Origin of the sequence: Paraburkholderia translucens (genome assembly GCF_020881035.1) — a bacterium.
Lineage (GTDB): Bacteria > Pseudomonadota > Gammaproteobacteria > Burkholderiales > Burkholderiaceae > Paraburkholderia > Paraburkholderia translucens.
This window is the reverse complement of sequence record NZ_JAJITC010000003.1, coordinates 458,169-473,925: the sequence shown is the minus strand read 5'-3', so window position 1 is coordinate 473,925 and position 15,757 is coordinate 458,169. Positions and strand designations below refer to the sequence as shown.

15 protein-coding genes, 1 tRNA gene and 1 pseudogene are annotated in these 15,757 nt (G+C 64.2%); 11 read left to right on the top strand and 6 right to left on the bottom strand.

Going from position 1 to position 15,757, the window contains the following annotated elements:
* Positions 1-313: 313 nt before the first annotated feature.
* From LJ655_RS07740 to LJ655_RS07730, 3 genes are all read left to right on the top strand, one after another.
* Positions 314-1,459, top strand: a complete 1,146-nt coding sequence (locus LJ655_RS07740) for a glycerate kinase (RefSeq protein WP_230560651.1) — start codon at positions 314-316, stop codon at positions 1,457-1,459.
* A gap of 63 nt (positions 1,460-1,522) precedes the next feature.
* A complete protein-coding gene (locus tag LJ655_RS07735) occupies positions 1,523-1,975 on the top strand; it encodes a MarR family winged helix-turn-helix transcriptional regulator (protein WP_230560650.1) in 453 nt (150 codons plus the stop codon).
* A gap of 116 nt (positions 1,976-2,091) precedes the next feature.
* Complete coding sequence (locus tag LJ655_RS07730) at positions 2,092-2,379, top strand: hypothetical protein (RefSeq protein WP_230560694.1); 288 nt, start codon at positions 2,092-2,094, stop codon at positions 2,377-2,379.
* A 97-nt stretch (positions 2,380-2,476) separates the two neighbouring features.
* Here the strand turns inward: LJ655_RS07730 and LJ655_RS07725 are convergent.
* Positions 2,477-2,563, bottom strand: a tRNA-Leu gene (locus tag LJ655_RS07725).
* 228 nt (positions 2,564-2,791) lie between these two features.
* Between LJ655_RS07725 and LJ655_RS07720 the strand changes: the two genes are divergently transcribed.
* Complete coding sequence (locus tag LJ655_RS07720; RefSeq protein WP_230560693.1) at positions 2,792-3,628, top strand: squalene/phytoene synthase family protein; 837 nt, start codon at positions 2,792-2,794, stop codon at positions 3,626-3,628.
* A 78-nt stretch (positions 3,629-3,706) separates the two neighbouring features.
* Here LJ655_RS07720 and LJ655_RS07715 read toward each other — a convergent pair.
* The 3 genes and pseudogenes from LJ655_RS07715 to LJ655_RS07705 all read right to left on the bottom strand — a co-directional run.
* Positions 3,707-3,996: pseudogene (locus LJ655_RS07715) on the bottom strand (DUF1501 domain-containing protein); the annotation flags it as partial.
* Positions 3,997-4,072: 76 nt separating this feature from the next.
* Complete coding sequence (locus LJ655_RS07710; RefSeq protein ID WP_230560692.1) at positions 4,073-4,219, bottom strand: DUF1800 domain-containing protein; 147 nt, start codon at positions 4,217-4,219, stop codon at positions 4,073-4,075.
* 213 nt (positions 4,220-4,432) lie between these two features.
* Positions 4,433-4,759, bottom strand: coding sequence for a hypothetical protein (locus LJ655_RS07705; protein WP_230560649.1), 327 nt, complete (start codon positions 4,757-4,759; stop codon positions 4,433-4,435).
* Positions 4,760-4,986: 227 nt separating this feature from the next.
* Here LJ655_RS07705 and ompR point away from each other — a divergent pair, with 227 nt between their 5' ends.
* From ompR to LJ655_RS07690, 3 genes are all read left to right on the top strand, one after another.
* The gene (gene ompR, locus LJ655_RS07700) at positions 4,987-5,721 is read left to right on the top strand and encodes an osmolarity response regulator transcription factor OmpR (protein ID WP_006048917.1); all 735 of its coding nucleotides are present in this window, start codon (positions 4,987-4,989) and stop codon (positions 5,719-5,721) included.
* 88 nt (positions 5,722-5,809) lie between these two features.
* Positions 5,810-7,159 carry an ATP-binding protein gene (locus LJ655_RS07695; protein WP_230560648.1) on the top strand — a complete coding sequence of 450 codons (1,350 nt, stop codon included), beginning with the start codon at positions 5,810-5,812 and terminating at the stop codon, positions 7,157-7,159.
* Between the two features lie 74 nt (positions 7,160-7,233).
* Positions 7,234-7,782 carry a peroxiredoxin gene (locus tag LJ655_RS07690; RefSeq protein ID WP_230560647.1) on the top strand — a complete coding sequence of 183 codons (549 nt, stop codon included), beginning with the start codon at positions 7,234-7,236 and terminating at the stop codon, positions 7,780-7,782.
* Between the two features lie 33 nt (positions 7,783-7,815).
* Here LJ655_RS07690 and ispF read toward each other — a convergent pair whose 3' ends face one another.
* Both ispF and ispD read right to left on the bottom strand, forming a co-directional pair.
* On the bottom strand, positions 7,816-8,295 hold the full coding sequence (gene ispF / locus LJ655_RS07685; protein WP_230560646.1) for a 2-C-methyl-D-erythritol 2,4-cyclodiphosphate synthase: 480 nt from the start codon (positions 8,293-8,295) through the stop codon (positions 7,816-7,818).
* A 79-nt stretch (positions 8,296-8,374) separates the two neighbouring features.
* The gene (gene ispD, locus LJ655_RS07680) at positions 8,375-9,088 is read right to left on the bottom strand and encodes a 2-C-methyl-D-erythritol 4-phosphate cytidylyltransferase (RefSeq protein ID WP_230560645.1); all 714 of its coding nucleotides are present in this window, start codon (positions 9,086-9,088) and stop codon (positions 8,375-8,377) included.
* 119 nt (positions 9,089-9,207) lie between these two features.
* Between ispD and mfd the strand changes: the two genes are divergently transcribed.
* The 4 genes from mfd (at position 9,208) to mscL (ending at position 15,757) form a co-directional block, all read left to right on the top strand.
* The gene (gene mfd / locus LJ655_RS07675; RefSeq protein WP_230560644.1) at positions 9,208-12,687 is read left to right on the top strand and encodes a transcription-repair coupling factor; all 3,480 of its coding nucleotides are present in this window, start codon (positions 9,208-9,210) and stop codon (positions 12,685-12,687) included.
* A gap of 166 nt (positions 12,688-12,853) precedes the next feature.
* On the top strand, positions 12,854-14,086 hold the full coding sequence (gene argE, locus LJ655_RS07670; protein WP_230560643.1) for an acetylornithine deacetylase: 1,233 nt from the start codon (positions 12,854-12,856) through the stop codon (positions 14,084-14,086).
* 89 nt (positions 14,087-14,175) lie between these two features.
* Positions 14,176-15,210 carry a threonine/serine dehydratase family protein gene (locus LJ655_RS07665; protein WP_230560642.1) on the top strand — a complete coding sequence of 345 codons (1,035 nt, stop codon included), beginning with the start codon at positions 14,176-14,178 and terminating at the stop codon, positions 15,208-15,210.
* Positions 15,211-15,310: 100 nt separating this feature from the next.
* Positions 15,311-15,757 (top strand): large conductance mechanosensitive channel protein MscL, encoded by a 447-nt coding sequence (gene mscL / locus LJ655_RS07660; RefSeq protein WP_230560641.1) that lies wholly within the window; start codon positions 15,311-15,313, stop codon positions 15,755-15,757.

Here is a 15,757-nt window from a genome sequence, read left to right as displayed (position 1 = left end):
GTTTGCGCCGATTGCACCGACCAGGCGCCTGCGCCGCGGGCTTGCAGGCCGCCGGCAGCACGGTTGAGTCCAAAGAGCCAAATATTTTAGCAAACTATTTGCGCGCCTAGCCGGGATTCGATCGTTGCATCGACTTTTCCCTGCATTCCTGGCGTTTGATGGCCATTTTCGAGAGGTTTGGACACGAACAGAGCGGTTTAGCCGCCGCCCCCATGCTGCTAAGCTAACGCACTCGGTCGAGGCACCGCCCGCAGCCGGTCGCCTCTCCCGCTTCAGCAACCGCCTACAACGACTCAAATCTCTCAGAGACATCATGCCGAATTCGTCGCCCTCGCCCGTCGTCGTCATCGCTCCTGATTCATTCAAAGGCTCGCTGAGCGCGGAACAGGTCGCGCAGGCGATCGCATCCGGCATCCAGCGCGCACGCCCCGACGCCAACGTACGCATCTGCCCGATGGCCGACGGCGGCGAAGGCACGCTCGAAGCCATGCTGACGAGCGGCGGCGAGCGCCGTGTGCTCAGCGTGCAAGGCGCGGCCGGTCCGGCGCGCGAAGCGCTGACGGGCCTGCTCGCGGACGGCAGCGCGATCATCGAAACGGCGGAGATCGTCGGCATAACCGATCCCGTCGGCATGGGCGTGCCGGTCGAGGCGCGCAGCACGCGCGGCATGGGCGAGGCGATTCGCGCGCTGCTCGACGCCGGTGTACGGCGCTTTTTCGTCGCGCTCGGCGGCAGTAGCACGAACGACGGAGGCGCTGGCCTGCTCATAGGCCTGGGCCTGAAGCTCTTCGACGCGCAAGGCAACGAGCTCGAGGGCACGCCCGGGCAGCTGGCGCGTGTTGCACGGCTCGACGCGTCGCAGCTCGATGCACGGCTTGCCGATACGCAGTTCATCGGCATGTCGGACGTCGACAATCCCCTCACCGGCGATCACGGCGCAACCGCCGTCTTCGGCCCGCAAAAGGGCGTGAAGCCCGAACAGGTCGCGTCGATCGACGCGGCGCTCGCGCGCTTTGCCGATCTGCTCGAAGCCGCGCTCGGCCGCACCGCGCGCGAGCAGGCGGGCGCCGGCGCGGCGGGCGGGCTCGGCTTCGCGCTGCACATGCTCGGCGCGCGGTTCGAGCCGGGCGCGGAAACGGTTGCGCGGCAGATCGGCCTCGATGCCGCACTTGCTGGCGCCGACTGGCTGATCACGGGCGAAGGCCGCTCCGACGTGCAGACGCTGCACGGCAAGGCGCCGTTCATCGCGTGTGCGCATGCGCGGGCCGCGGGTGTGCCCGCCACGCTGCTGTCCGGCGCGGTCGACCCCGCCGCGCTGCCGCGGCTTGCCGAATACTTCGGCGGCTGCTTTTCGCCGGCGCCGGGGCCGATCACGCTCGACGTCGCAATTCGCGACGCGGCTCGCCTGCTCACCAACGAAGCCGAGCAGCTGACGCGCCTGAAATACGGTATGCGTTGACCCACAAAACGGTTGCAGGAACAATCACAGCGCCGCGACCGTTTCACTCATCACGGGGTGACCATGAAGGACTCCGCCAAAGCCGGGCTCGAGCAGTTCCTCACGTACCGTCTGCATGTGCTGAACAAACTGGCCGATCGTGGTATCAGCGCGCGCTACGCGGCGAAACTCGACGTGACGCTGCCCGAAGCGCGGGTGATTGCGTCGGTGGGGTCGTTCGGGCCGTTCTCGATCATGGAACTGGCGCGCCATGCCAATCTCGACAAAAGCCAGGCGAGCCGCGCAGCCGAAGCGCTGATCCGGCAGGGACTCGTGCAGCGCGAAGCGAGTGCCGCCGACGGTCGCGTCGTGCTGGTTTCCCTGACGCAAGAAGGCCGAGCGCTCTATCGCAAGGTGATGCCGATCGCGCGCAAATGGAACGACGAATTGTTCGACTGTCTCGACGAAGAGGAAAGGGCCGCGTTCGGCACGGCGCTCGATAAAGTGATCAGAACGATGAGCGCACGGCAGTCATAACGCACGGCGAACCGGCTGTGTATGAAATGCGCCGTTTCACTTCAACGGGTGGCGCGTGTCAAAATCGAGCATTGGCCAACGCGCCTTCACCCTCTTTTTCATTCACGGACGTTTCAGTGGACATCAACAAGCAGGTCGCGGCACTCACCGCATCGGAACTCCAGACCGCCGGCGCGAGCCAGGCGACTGCAATCGCGCTCAGCGTCGTGCTGCGTCATCTTCGTTCGCCGGAGCTGGCGAAACAGTTGACGTCGGCATTTGAAAATCATCAGGCGGTCATGCTGCAAACGCCGTGGCCGGACCAGATGCTGCAGGCGTTCGAATCGACACGCCGCTTCCTCGAAGGCGCTGCGCTGGCAGAACTCCCGGGATCGCCGAAAGCGCCAGGAGCGCCGGGCGCCTGAGAGGGCCGCTGAGGACGACAACGGCCTTCCAGCAGCGGAAAAAGAAAAACCCCGCGGGTCCAGAGACTTGACGGGGTTCTTTCCGACTACCAATGAGTGGTGCGAGGGAGGGGACTCGAACCCCTACACCCTTGCGGGCGTCAGGACCTAAACCTGGTGCGTCTACCAATTTCGCCACCCTCGCGGCCGGGTACGCCGCGATGCGTCGCGCCCGAATGTCCTGTGCACTCCCAACCGCGCTAACCACGCGTCCGAAAGCGTAAGCGCGAGATTCTAACCGATTGATTCGCGCTTGTCTGCATCCAGCGGCATCTGCGCGCGCGGCGCCGATGCTACAATTTTCGGCTCGGCGAGAAACGCGCCGCGACTGACGCCGCCCCTTCTCGACAGCCCTTCCCCACACACCCATCCCGTGAATTTCGACGACTATTGCCAGCAGAAAGCGGCTCCCCCAGGATCGAGCACCTACTATGCGCTTCGCCAGGCTCGCGCAGCCAGTCAGCCGCTATTGACGGCGCTCTTCGCACTGCGTCGCGAGTTCGAGGAAACGGTGAAGGAAACCAGTGATCCGGCAGTCGGCCGCACGAAGTTCGCATGGTGGCAAAAAGAAATCGCCGCGCTCGCCGCTGGCAAGCCGTCGCATCCGGTTTCCGAGGCGCTCGCGGCCTACCTGCCCGACCCGCAAGCCGAATATCCCGCTCTTCAGGAACTGCTCACCGGTTTCGAGATGGATCTCGACCAGGCGCGCTATCTCGACTATGCGAACCTGCGGCGCTATGTGCGTGGCGTCGGCGGCAATTTTGCATCGCTGGTGTCACGCGCCGCGGCAACTGGATCCGCCAGCGATGCCGTGCAAACGTCGGAGTGGGCCGCCCCGCTCGGCGAGGCCCTGATGCTCGCGCAGTTCGTCGCCGAAACCGGTAACGATGCGCGCCACGGCCGTATCTACGTTCCGATCGACGAGATGCAGCGCTACAACGTCACCGCCGCCGATCTGATCAACCGCAAATACACCGACGCGTTCAGCGAGCTGATGCGCTTCCAGACGCATCGCGCGCGCGCCGCGGTTCAAACCGCGCTCGCCGAGGTGCCCAATGGCGCGCGGCGGGCGCAACGCACGCTACTCGCGCTCGCCGCGCTCGCGTTGGCATTGCTCGATGAAATCGAGCGCGACGGTTATCACGTGTTGCATCAGCGCATTGCGTTGACGCCGATCCGCAAGCTATGGATCGCGTGGCGCGCGAAATAGGCGCAGTGAGCGAAGAGGCAATCGCACTGAGAAGCTCAGCGCACTGAGCCGAGCACAAGCGCCCAGACTCATGGACGCTCAAGCCCGCAGCAACGGCAGCGGCTCGAACCGCTGCTGCAGAATCGCCGCCGCGTCGCGTCCCCACCAGGGCCGGAGCACGGTCGCATAAAGCTGGCGAAAATCCACGCCGACCGGCAGGCTGCCATTCCCGTCGAGGCGCGCAAGCATCGCCGGCACGCCCTACAAACCGCCCTGTACGCGACCGCCCTCAGGAAGTGCGGCGCCATCGCGCCGTGATCGCTACCGTTGCTCTGGTTCTCGCGCGGACGTCGCCCGAACTCCGCCTACGTCATGACGAGCGTCTCGTTCCTTTCGCGGTGTCAAGCAGCAGCTCACCAATATTGCCGAGCGCGTGTTGACGCAGCCGCCGATTCTGTCGCGCCATCAGATGCAGGCACTGGACCATGTCCTGCACCGACGTGAAGAGCGGGTGTGCCAGAAGAGCGTCATGCGTTCGCTGAGCGGCGCAGGCGTGTTCAGCATCTCGCGCACCCACCATGCCCGTAATAGTTCGTAACGCTGTTTGAACAGCTTTTGTTGCTCGCGACGCTGATCCAGTGTCCATGTGTCGCGCTCGGCGCGCCGGGGTCAATTCGCTCTGTCGGGTGGCGGTGATACGGCTTCCCTTGGGGAAATGCGCCGGTGCTGGCGACTCAACGGAACACGGAGCCGGCAATTGACTGCTGAAGATGCAACAGGATGTCGCGCGGCGATGCGCGCGCAAAAGACGCCGAAATGAAGTGACTACCGCTTGTACAACTCGCGCACGGCGTCTTCGATATGCTGCCGCAACAGCCGACGCTCTTCGGGTGTCATATGTCCGTCGCGGCGACGTTGGTCTAGATCAGGGGGAACCGAGGTACGCAGAATCACTTCAGAGGCAGGCTGATCGATGCTCGGCTTATGGTGGCTGGCTCTGCCATTGCCGGAGCGCGGCGCGTGCTCGCTTGCCATTCTGTCCGCGGGAGGCTGCGCATGGGCGAGCGTCGGACCCAATGTGCCTGCGAGCGTACCGGCTACCGCCAGTGTGATCACGCTTAGGCGCACATTTGGCCAAACCCCTCCCTTCATGTTGTTCCCTTCGTGGCGCGGCAACCGGCTACCTCAGATGCGTATACAAACCCCGGTAACAGCCGGGTGCGAGAGTTTTGTCGAGTGAAGTATCCACCGAACAGCCGCATTCAGTAAAGGAGTCTAAACGCGCATACTTTACGTCGCGCCACACCGCGGGTAAATTTTGTAACTGACTGTAACCCCATAAATGGTGTAACCGCGCACCACTTTCTAATCGCGCTAAGATGCCGACCATGGAAACCAAAAACCCTTCGAAAATCCTCGTCGTCGACGACGATCCACGCCTGCGTGATCTTCTGCGCCGCTATCTCGGCGAGCAGGGCTTCAACGTCTACGTCGCCGAAAATGCGCCGTCCATGAACAAGCTCTGGGTGCGCGAACGCTTCGATCTGCTCGTGCTCGACCTGATGCTGCCCGGTGAGGACGGCCTCTCGATCTGCCGGCGTCTGCGCGGCAGCAACGACCGCACACCGATCATCATGCTCACGGCCAAGGGTGAGGATGTCGATCGTATCGTCGGTCTCGAGATGGGCGCCGACGACTATCTGCCCAAGCCGTTCAATCCGCGCGAACTGGTCGCGCGCATTCACGCGGTGCTGCGTCGGCAGTCACCGTCCGAATTGCCGGGTGCCCCGTCCGAGACGACCGAGGTGTTCGAGTTCGGCGAGTTCGCGCTGAATCTTGCCACTCGAACGCTGACCAAGGCTGGTCAGGAAATTCCGCTCACCACGGGCGAATTCTCGGTGCTGAAAGTGTTTGCACGTCATCCGCGGCAACCGCTGTCGCGCGAAAAGCTGATGGAGCTCGCGCGCGGCCGCGAGTACGAAGTCTTCGACCGCAGCCTCGACGTGCAGATCTCGCGTCTGCGCAAGCTGATCGAACCCGATCCGGGCAGCCCGCGCTTCATTCAGACCGTATGGGGCCTTGGCTACGTGTTCATTCCCGACGGTGCAGCCTGAGTGTGTCCTCGACCAGAGTCGGCGCAAAGCACTGACTCTGATCCCATGCAAGAAAGTTTCTGTCTTTGACTTCACATAAGAAGGGCCCATGCGGATCGACCGGCGCCTCCTGACGCTCGCGTTCGGTGGCCTTTTCTGGCGCACGTTTCTGCTGATCGCACTGTTGATCGCAGTCAGTCTCGCCGCGTGGTTCCAGAGCTTTCGCGTGATCGAGCGGGAGCCGCGCGCGCAGCGCGTCGCTCTGCAACTCGTCGCGATCGTCAAGCTCACGCGCACCGCACTCCTCTATTCCGATCCAGACCTGCGGCGCGCGCTGCTGCAGGATCTGGAGAGCAATGAAGGGGTGCGCGTGTACCCGCGCGAAGCCACCGACAAATACAAACTACAGCCCGACGAATCGCTGAATCGCCTGATCGAGCACGACATCCGCAGCCGCCTCGGCGACGACACCGTGATCGCGCAAAGCGTGAACGATATCAACGGCGTGTGGATCAGCTTCAAGATCGACGACGACGATTACTGGGTCGCGCTCGATCGCGATCAGCTCGACAACGCGAGCGGCCTGCAATGGGCCGGCTGGGGCGTGTTCGCGCTCGCGCTCTCGCTGTTCGGCGCGGCGTTCATCACGAGTCTGGTGAACCGGCCGTTCGCGCGTCTGGCGATGGCCGCGCGCAGGGTCGGCTCGGGGCAATCGCCCGAACCGCTGCCTGAGCGCGGCATGGGCGTCGCCGCCGAAACCAATCGAAGCTTCAACCAGATGGTGCGCGACCTCGAACAGCTCGAGGCCGACCGCGCGCTGATGCTCGCGGGCATCTCGCACGATCTGCGCACACCGCTCGCGCGGCTGCGGCTCGAAACCGAAATGAGCCCGTCCGACCAGGCCACCAAGGACGCGATGGTCGACGACATCGAGCAGATGGACTTGATCATCGGCCGCTTCCTCGATTACGCGCGCCCTGTGCAGCGCGTGCCGGAACCTGTCGACCTCTCGGTGATCGCGGGCGAACTCGCCGCGCGCATGCAAAGCGAGGACAGCATGCGGCTGATCACGCGGCTCGCACCCTCCGCAGTGATCGAGGCCGATGAAACCGACATGCGGCGGGTGGTCGGCAATCTGCTCGAAAACGCGCGCAAATACGGCGGCAGTGAAGGCGACGGCGTGCCGCACGTGATTCTCGAAACGCGCGTGTCGCATTCGCGCGTCGAACTCTCGGTGGTCGACGAAGGCCCCGGTATTCCCGAAGATCAGCTCGCGCTCGTTACCCGGCCGTTTTATCGCGTGAATTCGGCGCGCACCCAGGCCAACGGCACAGGACTCGGCATGGCCATCGTGCAGCGGCTCGTCGCGCGGTATCGCGGCGCGCTGCGTCTGCGCAACCGCTCGCCGGGACCTGGGCTCGAAGTGACGATCGAGTTTCCGCTCGCAAAAGGCGCGTAAGCCGACGACCCACCGATCGTCACGCTGCCGCCATTCGATACATGCCGTTGTTGCGACTTCGAAGGAGTTCTTGCATGAAAACCGTTGGCGACAAACTCGAAGCGTTCACCGTCATCGCCGCCAAGCCGGGCTTCAATGACCACGAGGAACTCGGCGTCTCGGCGTTCGAATACATCACCGAACAGTCGTTTCCAGGCAAGTGGAAAATCATCTACTTCTATCCGAAGGATTTTTCGCTGATCTGCCCGACGGAAATCGTCGAGTTCAGCAAGCTCGTCAAGGCGTTCGAGGATCGCGGGGCCGTGGTGCTCGGCGGCAGCGTCGACAATGAATACGCGAAACTCGCGTGGCGCCGCGAGAACAAGGAACTCGACCGGCTCAACCACTACTCGTTCGGCGACGTGAAAGGCGAGCTGATCGACCAGCTCGGTGTGCGCGACAAGGAAGCGGGCGTCGCGCTGCGCGCGACCTATATCGTCGATCCGGACAACACGATCCAGCACGTGTCGGTCAACAATCTGTACGTGGGGCGCAATCCCGAAGAAGTGCTGCGCATCCTCGACGGCCTGCAAACGGAAGAGCTGTGTCCGAGCAATCGGGCGATCGGCGGCGCGACGCTCTGAGCGGCACGCTCGATCACCCGTGCAAAACCCAGCTTAGCCCCTGATCAACAGCACCGCGGCCTGTGCCTCGATGCCCTCGCCGCGGCCAAGATAACCGAGCTTCTCGTTCGTCTTCGCCTTAACGTTCACGCGCTCGACCGGCAAACCGAGGTCCGCCGCGATATTGGCGCGCATTCCTTCGATATGCGGCGCGAGCTTCGGCGCCTGCGCGATCACGCTGCTATCGACGTTGCCGATCTCGAAACCCGCCGCCTTCACGCGCGCCACGCATTCGCGCAGCAACACGCGGCTGTCCGCTCCCGCAAACTTCGCGTCGGTATCCGAGAAATGCGTGCCGATGTCACCCAATGCCGCCGCACCGAACAGCGCATCCGTGATCGCGTGCAGCAGCACGTCCGCGTCCGAGTGGCCGAGCAGCCCGCGCTCGTACGGAATCGTCACGCCGCCGATGATCAACGCGCGGCCCGGCACCAGCGCATGCACGTCGTAGCCTTGCCCAATTCTGAAATCCATGTGCGTCATATCCTCAAGTGCTGAAGCTTTAGCGCTTCTTTAGAGCCTTCAAATCATGTCAACGGCCGACGGCCAGACGTCACGAACCGGCGCCGCGGCTCAGAATCGCCTCGGCCAGATCGAAATCCTCCGGGTACGTCACCTTGAAGTTGCGCAGGCTGCCTTGCACGAGCTTCGGCGCATGGCCCGACCATTCGATCGCGCTTGCCTCGTCGGTCAGATCGTGGCCGTCGGCCTGCGCGCGCAGGATCGCCTCGCGCAACATGCCGATGCGGAACATCTGCGGCGTCTGCGCCTGCCACAAGCCGTCACGCGACTCGGTGCGGGCGATGCGGCCATCGACCGACGCGCGGTCGAGACGCTTCAATGTATCGGCCACCGGCAATGCCATGATGCCGCCGACCGCGTCGTCCTTGAGCGAACCGATCAGCGTGCGGATCAGCGCGGGCGTGATGCCCGGGCGGGCCGCGTCGTGCACGAGCACCCAGTCGTCGTCGTGGGCGCCGAATTCGGCAAGCGCATGCAGACCGTTGAGCACCGAAGCCTGGCGCGAAGCGCCACCGACGCGCCGCACGGCGAAGCGCAGATTGCCAAAGCGGCGCGCGTCGAAGTGCTGGTCGTCGGGCGCGATCACGACGAGGGTCTGGGCGAATTCGCTGCAGGCGTCGAACGCGGCGAGCGAGTAATGCAGCATGTCGCGACCGGCAACAGTGCGGTATTGCTTGGGCATCACGGCGCCGGAACGGCTGCCGGTGCCTGCGCAAGGGATCAGGGCGAAGAGACGGGAAGTCACGAGTGCGGATGCCGCCAGGTCAAAGTGAAGGACGGATTTTATAATAGGTCCTTCGCATCCACGCCCGTAGACGCGTAAACTTGGCCGTCGCGTGAACCCCGAGCCGCTTTTTCTCCTTTATGCCAGACATCGCCGCATCCTCGCAGTCCTCCTCGCCCGTCGCGCTCGTGAAGGCCGGCCAGCGTTTCGTCTTCGACGGCACGCGCGGTTCGTCCGACGCACTGCTGATCGCCCGCTACCATCTTGCGTATCGCGAGAAGATGCCGCTGCTTGCGGTGGTCTGCGAAAGCGCGGTCGATGCGCAGCGCTTGTCGCAGGAAATCGGTTTCTTCGCTCCCGAGGCGCGCGTGCGACTCCTGCCCGACTGGGAGACGCTGCCTTACGACACGTTTTCGCCGCATCAGGACCTCGTGTCCGAGCGGCTCGCCACGCTGCATGATCTCGGCGAAGGCCGCTGCGACATCCTGCTCGTACCGGCCACGACGGCCTTGTACCGGATGCCGCCCGCGTCGTTTTTGGCGGCCTACACGTTCTCGTTCTCGCAGGGCGAGCGGCTCGATGAGGCGAAGCTGAAGGCGCAGTTGACGCTCGCCGGCTACGAGCACGTGAGCCAGGTCGTGCGTCCCGGCGAATACTGCGTGCGCGGCTCGCTGCTCGATCTGTTCCCGATGGGCTCGCCGTTGCCGTACCGGATCGACCTGTTCGACGACCAGGTCGACTCGATCCGGGCGTTCGATCCCGACACGCAGCGCAGCCTCTATCCGGTCAAGGACGTGCGCCTGCTGCCAGGCCGCGAATTCCCGTTCGACGAAGCCTCGCGCACCGCATTCCGCAGCCGCTGGCGCGAGACCTTCGAGGGCGATCCGAGCCGCGCGTCGATCTACAAAGACATCGGCAACGGCGTGCCGTCGGCGGGCATCGAATACTATCTGCCGCTGTTCTTCGAGGAAACGGCCACCCTCTTCCATTACCTGCCCGAAGGCTCGCAGCTCGCCTTCGTCGGCGATCTGGAAGCGGCGATCCGGCGCTTCACCAACGACACGAAGCAGCGCTTCAACTTCCTCTCGCACGATCGCGACCGGCCGATTCTCGAACCGCAGAAGCTGTTCCTGTCGGATCAGGATTTCTTCACGTTCGCGAAGCCGTTCGCGCGCCTCATGCTGCCAGCGAACACCGACGGCGCCTGGTCGAGCGCGTTGCCGAACCTCGCGATCGACCGTCACGCCGACGACCCGGTCTCGGCGCTGCGCGCGTATCTCGCCACGACACCGAACCGCGTGCTGTTCGCCGCCGAATCGGCGGGCCGCCGCGAGACGCTGCTGCAACTGCTCGCCGACAACCAGCTGAAGCCCGCCCCAGCCGACAGCTTCGCCGACTGGCTCAAGAGCGAGGCGCCCTTCTCGCTCGGCGTCGCGCCGCTCGCGAGCGGCTTCGCGGTGCCGGGCGAAGGCATCGCGATCATCACCGAAACGGAGCTCTACGGGCCGCTCGCGCGCCGCGCGGGCCGCCGCCGCCAGGAACAGGCGAGCAATGTCGATTCGATGGTGCGCGATCTGTCCGAGCTGAAGGTCGGCGACCCGGTCGTGCATTCGCAGCACGGCATCGGCCGCTATATGGGTCTCGCGACGATGGACCTCGGCGAAGGCGAAACCGAGTTCCTGCATCTCGAATACGCGGGCGACAGCAAGCTCTACGTGCCGGTCGCGCAACTGCATGTCATTTCGCGCTATAGCGGGGCCGATCCGGAAAGCGCGCCGCTGCACGCGCTCGGTTCGGGCCAGTGGGAAAAGGCCAAGCGCAAGGCCGCGCAGCAGATCCGCGACACCGCCGCCGAACTGCTCAATCTGTACGCGCGCCGTGCCGCCCGCGAGGGCCACGCGTTCGCGCTCGAACCGAAGGACTATGTGAAGTTTGCCGAGAGCTTCGGTTTCGAGGAAACACCGGACCAGGCCGCAGCGATCGCGGCCGTGATCGGCGACATGACGAGCGGCAAGCCGATGGACCGCCTCGTGTGCGGCGACGTCGGCTTCGGCAAGACCGAAGTCGCGCTGCGCGCGGCGTTCATCGCGGTGATGGGCGGCAAGCAGGTCGCGCTGCTGTCGCCGACCACGCTGCTCGCCGAACAGCACACGCAAACCTTCAGCGACCGCTTCTCCGACTGGCCGGTGCGCATCGCCGAGCTGTCGCGCTTCAAGTCGACGAAGGAAGTGAACGCGGCGATCCGGCAGATCAACGAAGGCGCGGTCGATATCGTGATCGGCACGCACAAGCTGCTGTCCTCGGATGTGCAGTTCAAACGGCTCGGGCTCGTGATCATCGACGAGGAGCATCGTTTCGGCGTGCGTCAGAAGGAGGCGCTGAAGGCGCTGCGCGCCGAGGTCGACGTGCTGACGCTGACCGCGACGCCGATCCCGCGCACGCTCGGCATGGCGCTCGAAGGCCTGCGCGATTTCTCGGTGATCGCGACCGCGCCGCAGAAGCGCCTCGCGATCAAGACCTTCGTGCGGCGCGAGGAAGACGGCGTGATTCGCGAAGCGATGCTGCGCGAGCTGAAGCGAGGCGGCCAGGTCTACTTCCTGCACAACGAAGTCGAGACGATCGAGAATCGCCGGCAGATGCTCGAAGCGCTGGTGCCCGAAGCGCGCATCGCGGTCGCGCACGGACAGATGCACGAGCGCGAGCTGGAGCGCGTGATGCGCGATTTCGTCGCCCAACGCGCGAACGTGCTGCTCTGCACGACGATCATCGAAACCGGCATCGACGTGCCGAGCGCGAACACGATCCTGATCCATCGCGCCGACAAGTTCGGTCTCGCGCAATTGCATCAGCTGCGTGGCCGCGTCGGACGCTCGCATCACCAGGCGTATTCGTACCTGCTCGTGCACGATCCGCAAGGTCTCACCAAGCAGGCGCAACGGCGCCTCGAAGCGATTCAGCAGATGGAGGAACTGGGCTCCGGCTTCTATCTGGCCATGCACGATCTCGAAATCCGCGGCACCGGCGAGGTCCTCGGCGACAAACAGTCGGGCGAGATTCTCGAGATCGGCTTCCAGCTTTATACCGACATGCTCAACGACGCGGTGAAGGCGCTCAAGAACGGCAAGGAGCCGGACCTCACCGCGCCGCTCGCCGCGACCACCGAGATCAACCTGCATACGCCGGCGATCCTGCCGTCGGACTATTGCGGCGACGTGCAGGAGCGTCTGTCGCTGTACAAGCGTCTCGCGAACTGCGAACACAACGATTCGATCGACGGCATTCAGGAAGAGTTGATCGACCGCTTCGGCAAGCTGCCGCCGCAGGCGCATGCGCTGGTGGAAACGCATCGTCTGCGGCTCGCCGCGAAGCCGCTTGGCATTTCGAAGATCGATGCGGGCGAAGCGGTGATCGGCCTGCAGTTCGTCCCGAATCCGCCGGTCGACGCGATGCGGATCATCGAGATGGTGCAAAAGCACCGGCATATCAAGCTCGCGGGTCAGGACAAGCTGCGTATCGAAACGCGCAGCCCGGATCTCGCGGTGCGTGTCGCGACCGTCAAGGAGACCTTGCGCGCGCTCGGAGCGCCCAGCCGCGGCACAGCGGCCGCGCCCGCGCGCTGAGCGCTGAGCGCGGGGTGAAGGGCTGCAGGAACCGAAGAAAACGGGGGGACGTCCCCCGTTTTTCGCATCGATGCTGCGCTGCGCCAACGCGGCACCGGCTCACGGAAGACCTTGAGAGCATCCAATTTGGGATATGATCGATAGACTCTAATGCCGGAGTCATGTCATGCCTCAAGTCGCTGAAACGGCGCAATCGTCGCAGTCTTCCGCCTCCCTCGCTGCTCCCGCATCTCCGGTATCTCTGCCCTGGGTCACCCGTCTCGTATCGATGGACACGGTGAGCCGCAATCCGAATCTCGGCCTGATCGAAACCGTGCGCGACGCGTTGCGCGCGGCCGGCGTCGAGGCGACGCTCACGCACGGCAAGGGCGGCCAATGGGCGAACCTGTTCGCGACGATACCCGCGCACGATGGCGAAACGAACGGCGGCGTCGTGCTGTCGGGCCACACGGACGTCGTGCCGGTGGACGGCCAGCAATGGGACAGCGATCCGTTCAAGCCCGAGATCCGCGGCGACAAGCTGTACGGCCGCGGTACGTGCGACATGAAGGGCTTCATCGGCGCAGCGCTCACCCTCCTGCCGGACATGCAGCGCACGAAGCTCGCGAAGCCGATTCACTTCGCGCTGTCGTTCGACGAGGAAATTGGCTGCGTCGGCGCGCCGCTCATGATCGCCGATCTGATGAAGCGTGGGGTGAAGCCAGACGGCTGCATTGTCGGCGAGCCGACCAGCATGCGCCCGATCATCGCGCACAAGGGCATCAACGCGTATCACTGCTGCGTGCGCGGCCAGGCCGCGCATTCGTCGCTGACGCCGAAGGGCTTGAACGCGATCGAGTACGCGGCACGCCTGATCTGCTACATCCGCGACATGGCCGACCAATTCCGCGAGCAAGGCCCGTTCGACGAACTGTACGACGTGCCGTTCAGCACCGCGCAGACCAGCACGATCACGGGCGGCAACGCGGTCAACACGGTGCCGGCCGAGTGCCGGTTCCAGTTCGAATTCCGCAATCTGCCGACGCTCGATCCCGAGCAGATCTTCGCGCGCATCGACACTTACGCGCGCGAAACGCTGCTGCCGAAAATGCTGCGCGAGCATCCGTCGGCCGCGATCGAGATCACGAAGATCGCCGCGGCGCCCGGCCTCGATTCGTCCGAACAGGCCGCGATCACGCAGCTCGTGCGCGCGCTGACGGTCGACCAGGACAAGCGCAAGGTCGCATACGCCACCGAAGCGGGCCTCTTTTCCAACGCCGGTGTTCCGAGCATCGTCTGCGGTCCCGGCGACATCCAGCAGGCGCACAAGGCGAACGAATTCGTCGAGCTCGAGCAGCTCGTCGCGTGCGAGCGCTTTTTGCACAAGTTCATCCACAGCATGTCGGTCGAGGCCGCTTAGCCTCCTTCGTTGCAGCGGCGCGCAGCCGCACTGAACCAGCGCGCCGCGCAACGAGTCTTACCGATACCGACGACTCCGGAGCGACCGCCATGTCCAGCGCCATGCCGCAGCACACGGATCACACGATCGACGGCGAGCCGATCCCCACGCTCGACGACATCGCCGCGCAGCACTTTGCGTTGACGCCGTGGGTCGCGCGCACGCCGGTGTTCGACCGGCTCGACTTCGGGTCGCTGCACGGCACCGTCGTCAACTTCAAGTTCGAACTGCTGCAGGCCGGCGGCAGCTTCAAGGCACGCGGTGCCTTCACGAACCTGCTCGCGCTCGACGATGCGCAAAAGAGCGCAGGCGTCACCTGCGTATCGGGTGGCAATCATGCGGTGGCCGTCGCCTATGCGGCGATGCGGCTGGGCGTCAGCGCGAAAGTCGTGCTGTTCAGCGCAGCCAATCCTGCGCGCGTCGCGCTATGCCGCGAGTACGGCGCCGACATCGTGTATGCCGAAGATCTCGCCGAAGCGTTCGAGCTGGTACGCCACATCGAGGCCGAGGAAGGCCGGTATTTCGTGCATCCGTTCAACGGCTATCGCACGGTGCTCGGCTCGGCCACGCTCGGCTACGAATGGGCGACCCAAACGCCCGACCTCGAAGCGGTGATCGTGCCGATCGGAGGCGGAGGACTCGCGGCCGGCGTCTCCACGGCGCTGCGGCTCGCGAATCCGAACATGCATGTGTACGGCGTCGAGCCCGAAGGCTCGGACGTGATGCGCAGGAGCTTCGCCGCCAACCACACGGTCAGAATGGGCCATATGTACAGCATCGCCGATTCGCTGATGTCGCCGCATACCGAACAATACAGCTACGAATTGTGCCGCCGCCATATCGATCGGCTCGTGACGGCGTCGGACGACCAGTTGCGCGCGGCAATGCTGATCCTCTTCGATCAGCTAAAGCTCGCGGTCGAGCCGGCCTGCGCGGCCGCTACCGCGGCGCTGCTTGGGCCGCTGCGCGACCCGTTGCAGGGCAAACGCGTAGGTGTGCTGCTGTGCGGCACCAACATCGACCCGGTCAGTTTTGCCGCGCATCTGGAGCGCGCGCGTCATGGAGCGTCACAGTTTCCACATTAGCGACGCGCAACGAATCGCCCTGGTGCAAGGCGGCTAAGGCACTAGCCGATCCGCCTCAGGTTGGTATTATTCGGCTATCGATATCAGGGGAGGTGCACCCATGAGCATGATCCAGGAATTCAAAGAATTTGCCCTCAAGGGCAATGTGATGGATCTGGCGGTCGGTGTGATTATCGGCGGCGCTTTTTCCACCATCGTCAATTCCGTGGTCAAAGACCTGATCATGCCGGTTGTCGGGCTCGCTACCGGCGGCCTCGATTTTTCCAATATGTACATTCGCCTCGGCCATATTCCGGCGAATTACAAAGGGAATCCGGAATCGTATAAAGACCTGCAAACGGCGGGCGTGGCGGTGATCGGCTACGGTTCGTTCATTACCGTGCTGATCAACTTCATCATTCTCGCGTTCATCATTTTCATGATGGTCAAGTTCATCAACAATCTGCGCAAACCGGCCGAAGCCGCGCCGGCCGAGCCGCCGCCGACACCAGAAGACGTGCTGCTGCTGCGCGAGATCCGCGATACGCTGAAAAATCAGCAGCGCTAG

Bases quoted from the DNA above. Each gene is read 5' to 3' on its own strand.
- ispF (WP_230560646.1), bottom strand. From the start codon at position 8,295: ATGGATTTCAGAATTGGGCAAGGCTACGACGTGCATGCGCTGGTGCCG.
- argE (WP_230560643.1), top strand. From the start codon at position 12,854: ATGCCTCAAGTCGCTGAAACGGCGCAATCGTCGCAGTCTTCCGCCTCC.
- LJ655_RS07740 (WP_230560651.1), top strand. From the start codon at position 314: ATGCCGAATTCGTCGCCCTCGCCCGTCGTCGTCATCGCTCCTGATTCA.
- LJ655_RS07665 (WP_230560642.1), top strand. From the start codon at position 14,176: ATGTCCAGCGCCATGCCGCAGCACACGGATCACACGATCGACGGCGAG.
- LJ655_RS07705 (WP_230560649.1), bottom strand. From the start codon at position 4,759: ATGAAGGGAGGGGTTTGGCCAAATGTGCGCCTAAGCGTGATCACACTG.
- LJ655_RS07735 (WP_230560650.1), top strand. From the start codon at position 1,523: ATGAAGGACTCCGCCAAAGCCGGGCTCGAGCAGTTCCTCACGTACCGT.
- LJ655_RS07690 (WP_230560647.1), top strand. From the start codon at position 7,234: ATGAAAACCGTTGGCGACAAACTCGAAGCGTTCACCGTCATCGCCGCC.
- mscL (WP_230560641.1), top strand. From the start codon at position 15,311: ATGAGCATGATCCAGGAATTCAAAGAATTTGCCCTCAAGGGCAATGTG.
- LJ655_RS07695 (WP_230560648.1), top strand. From the start codon at position 5,810: ATGCGGATCGACCGGCGCCTCCTGACGCTCGCGTTCGGTGGCCTTTTC.
- mfd (WP_230560644.1), top strand. From the start codon at position 9,208: ATGCCAGACATCGCCGCATCCTCGCAGTCCTCCTCGCCCGTCGCGCTC.
- ompR (WP_006048917.1), top strand. From the start codon at position 4,987: ATGCCGACCATGGAAACCAAAAACCCTTCGAAAATCCTCGTCGTCGAC.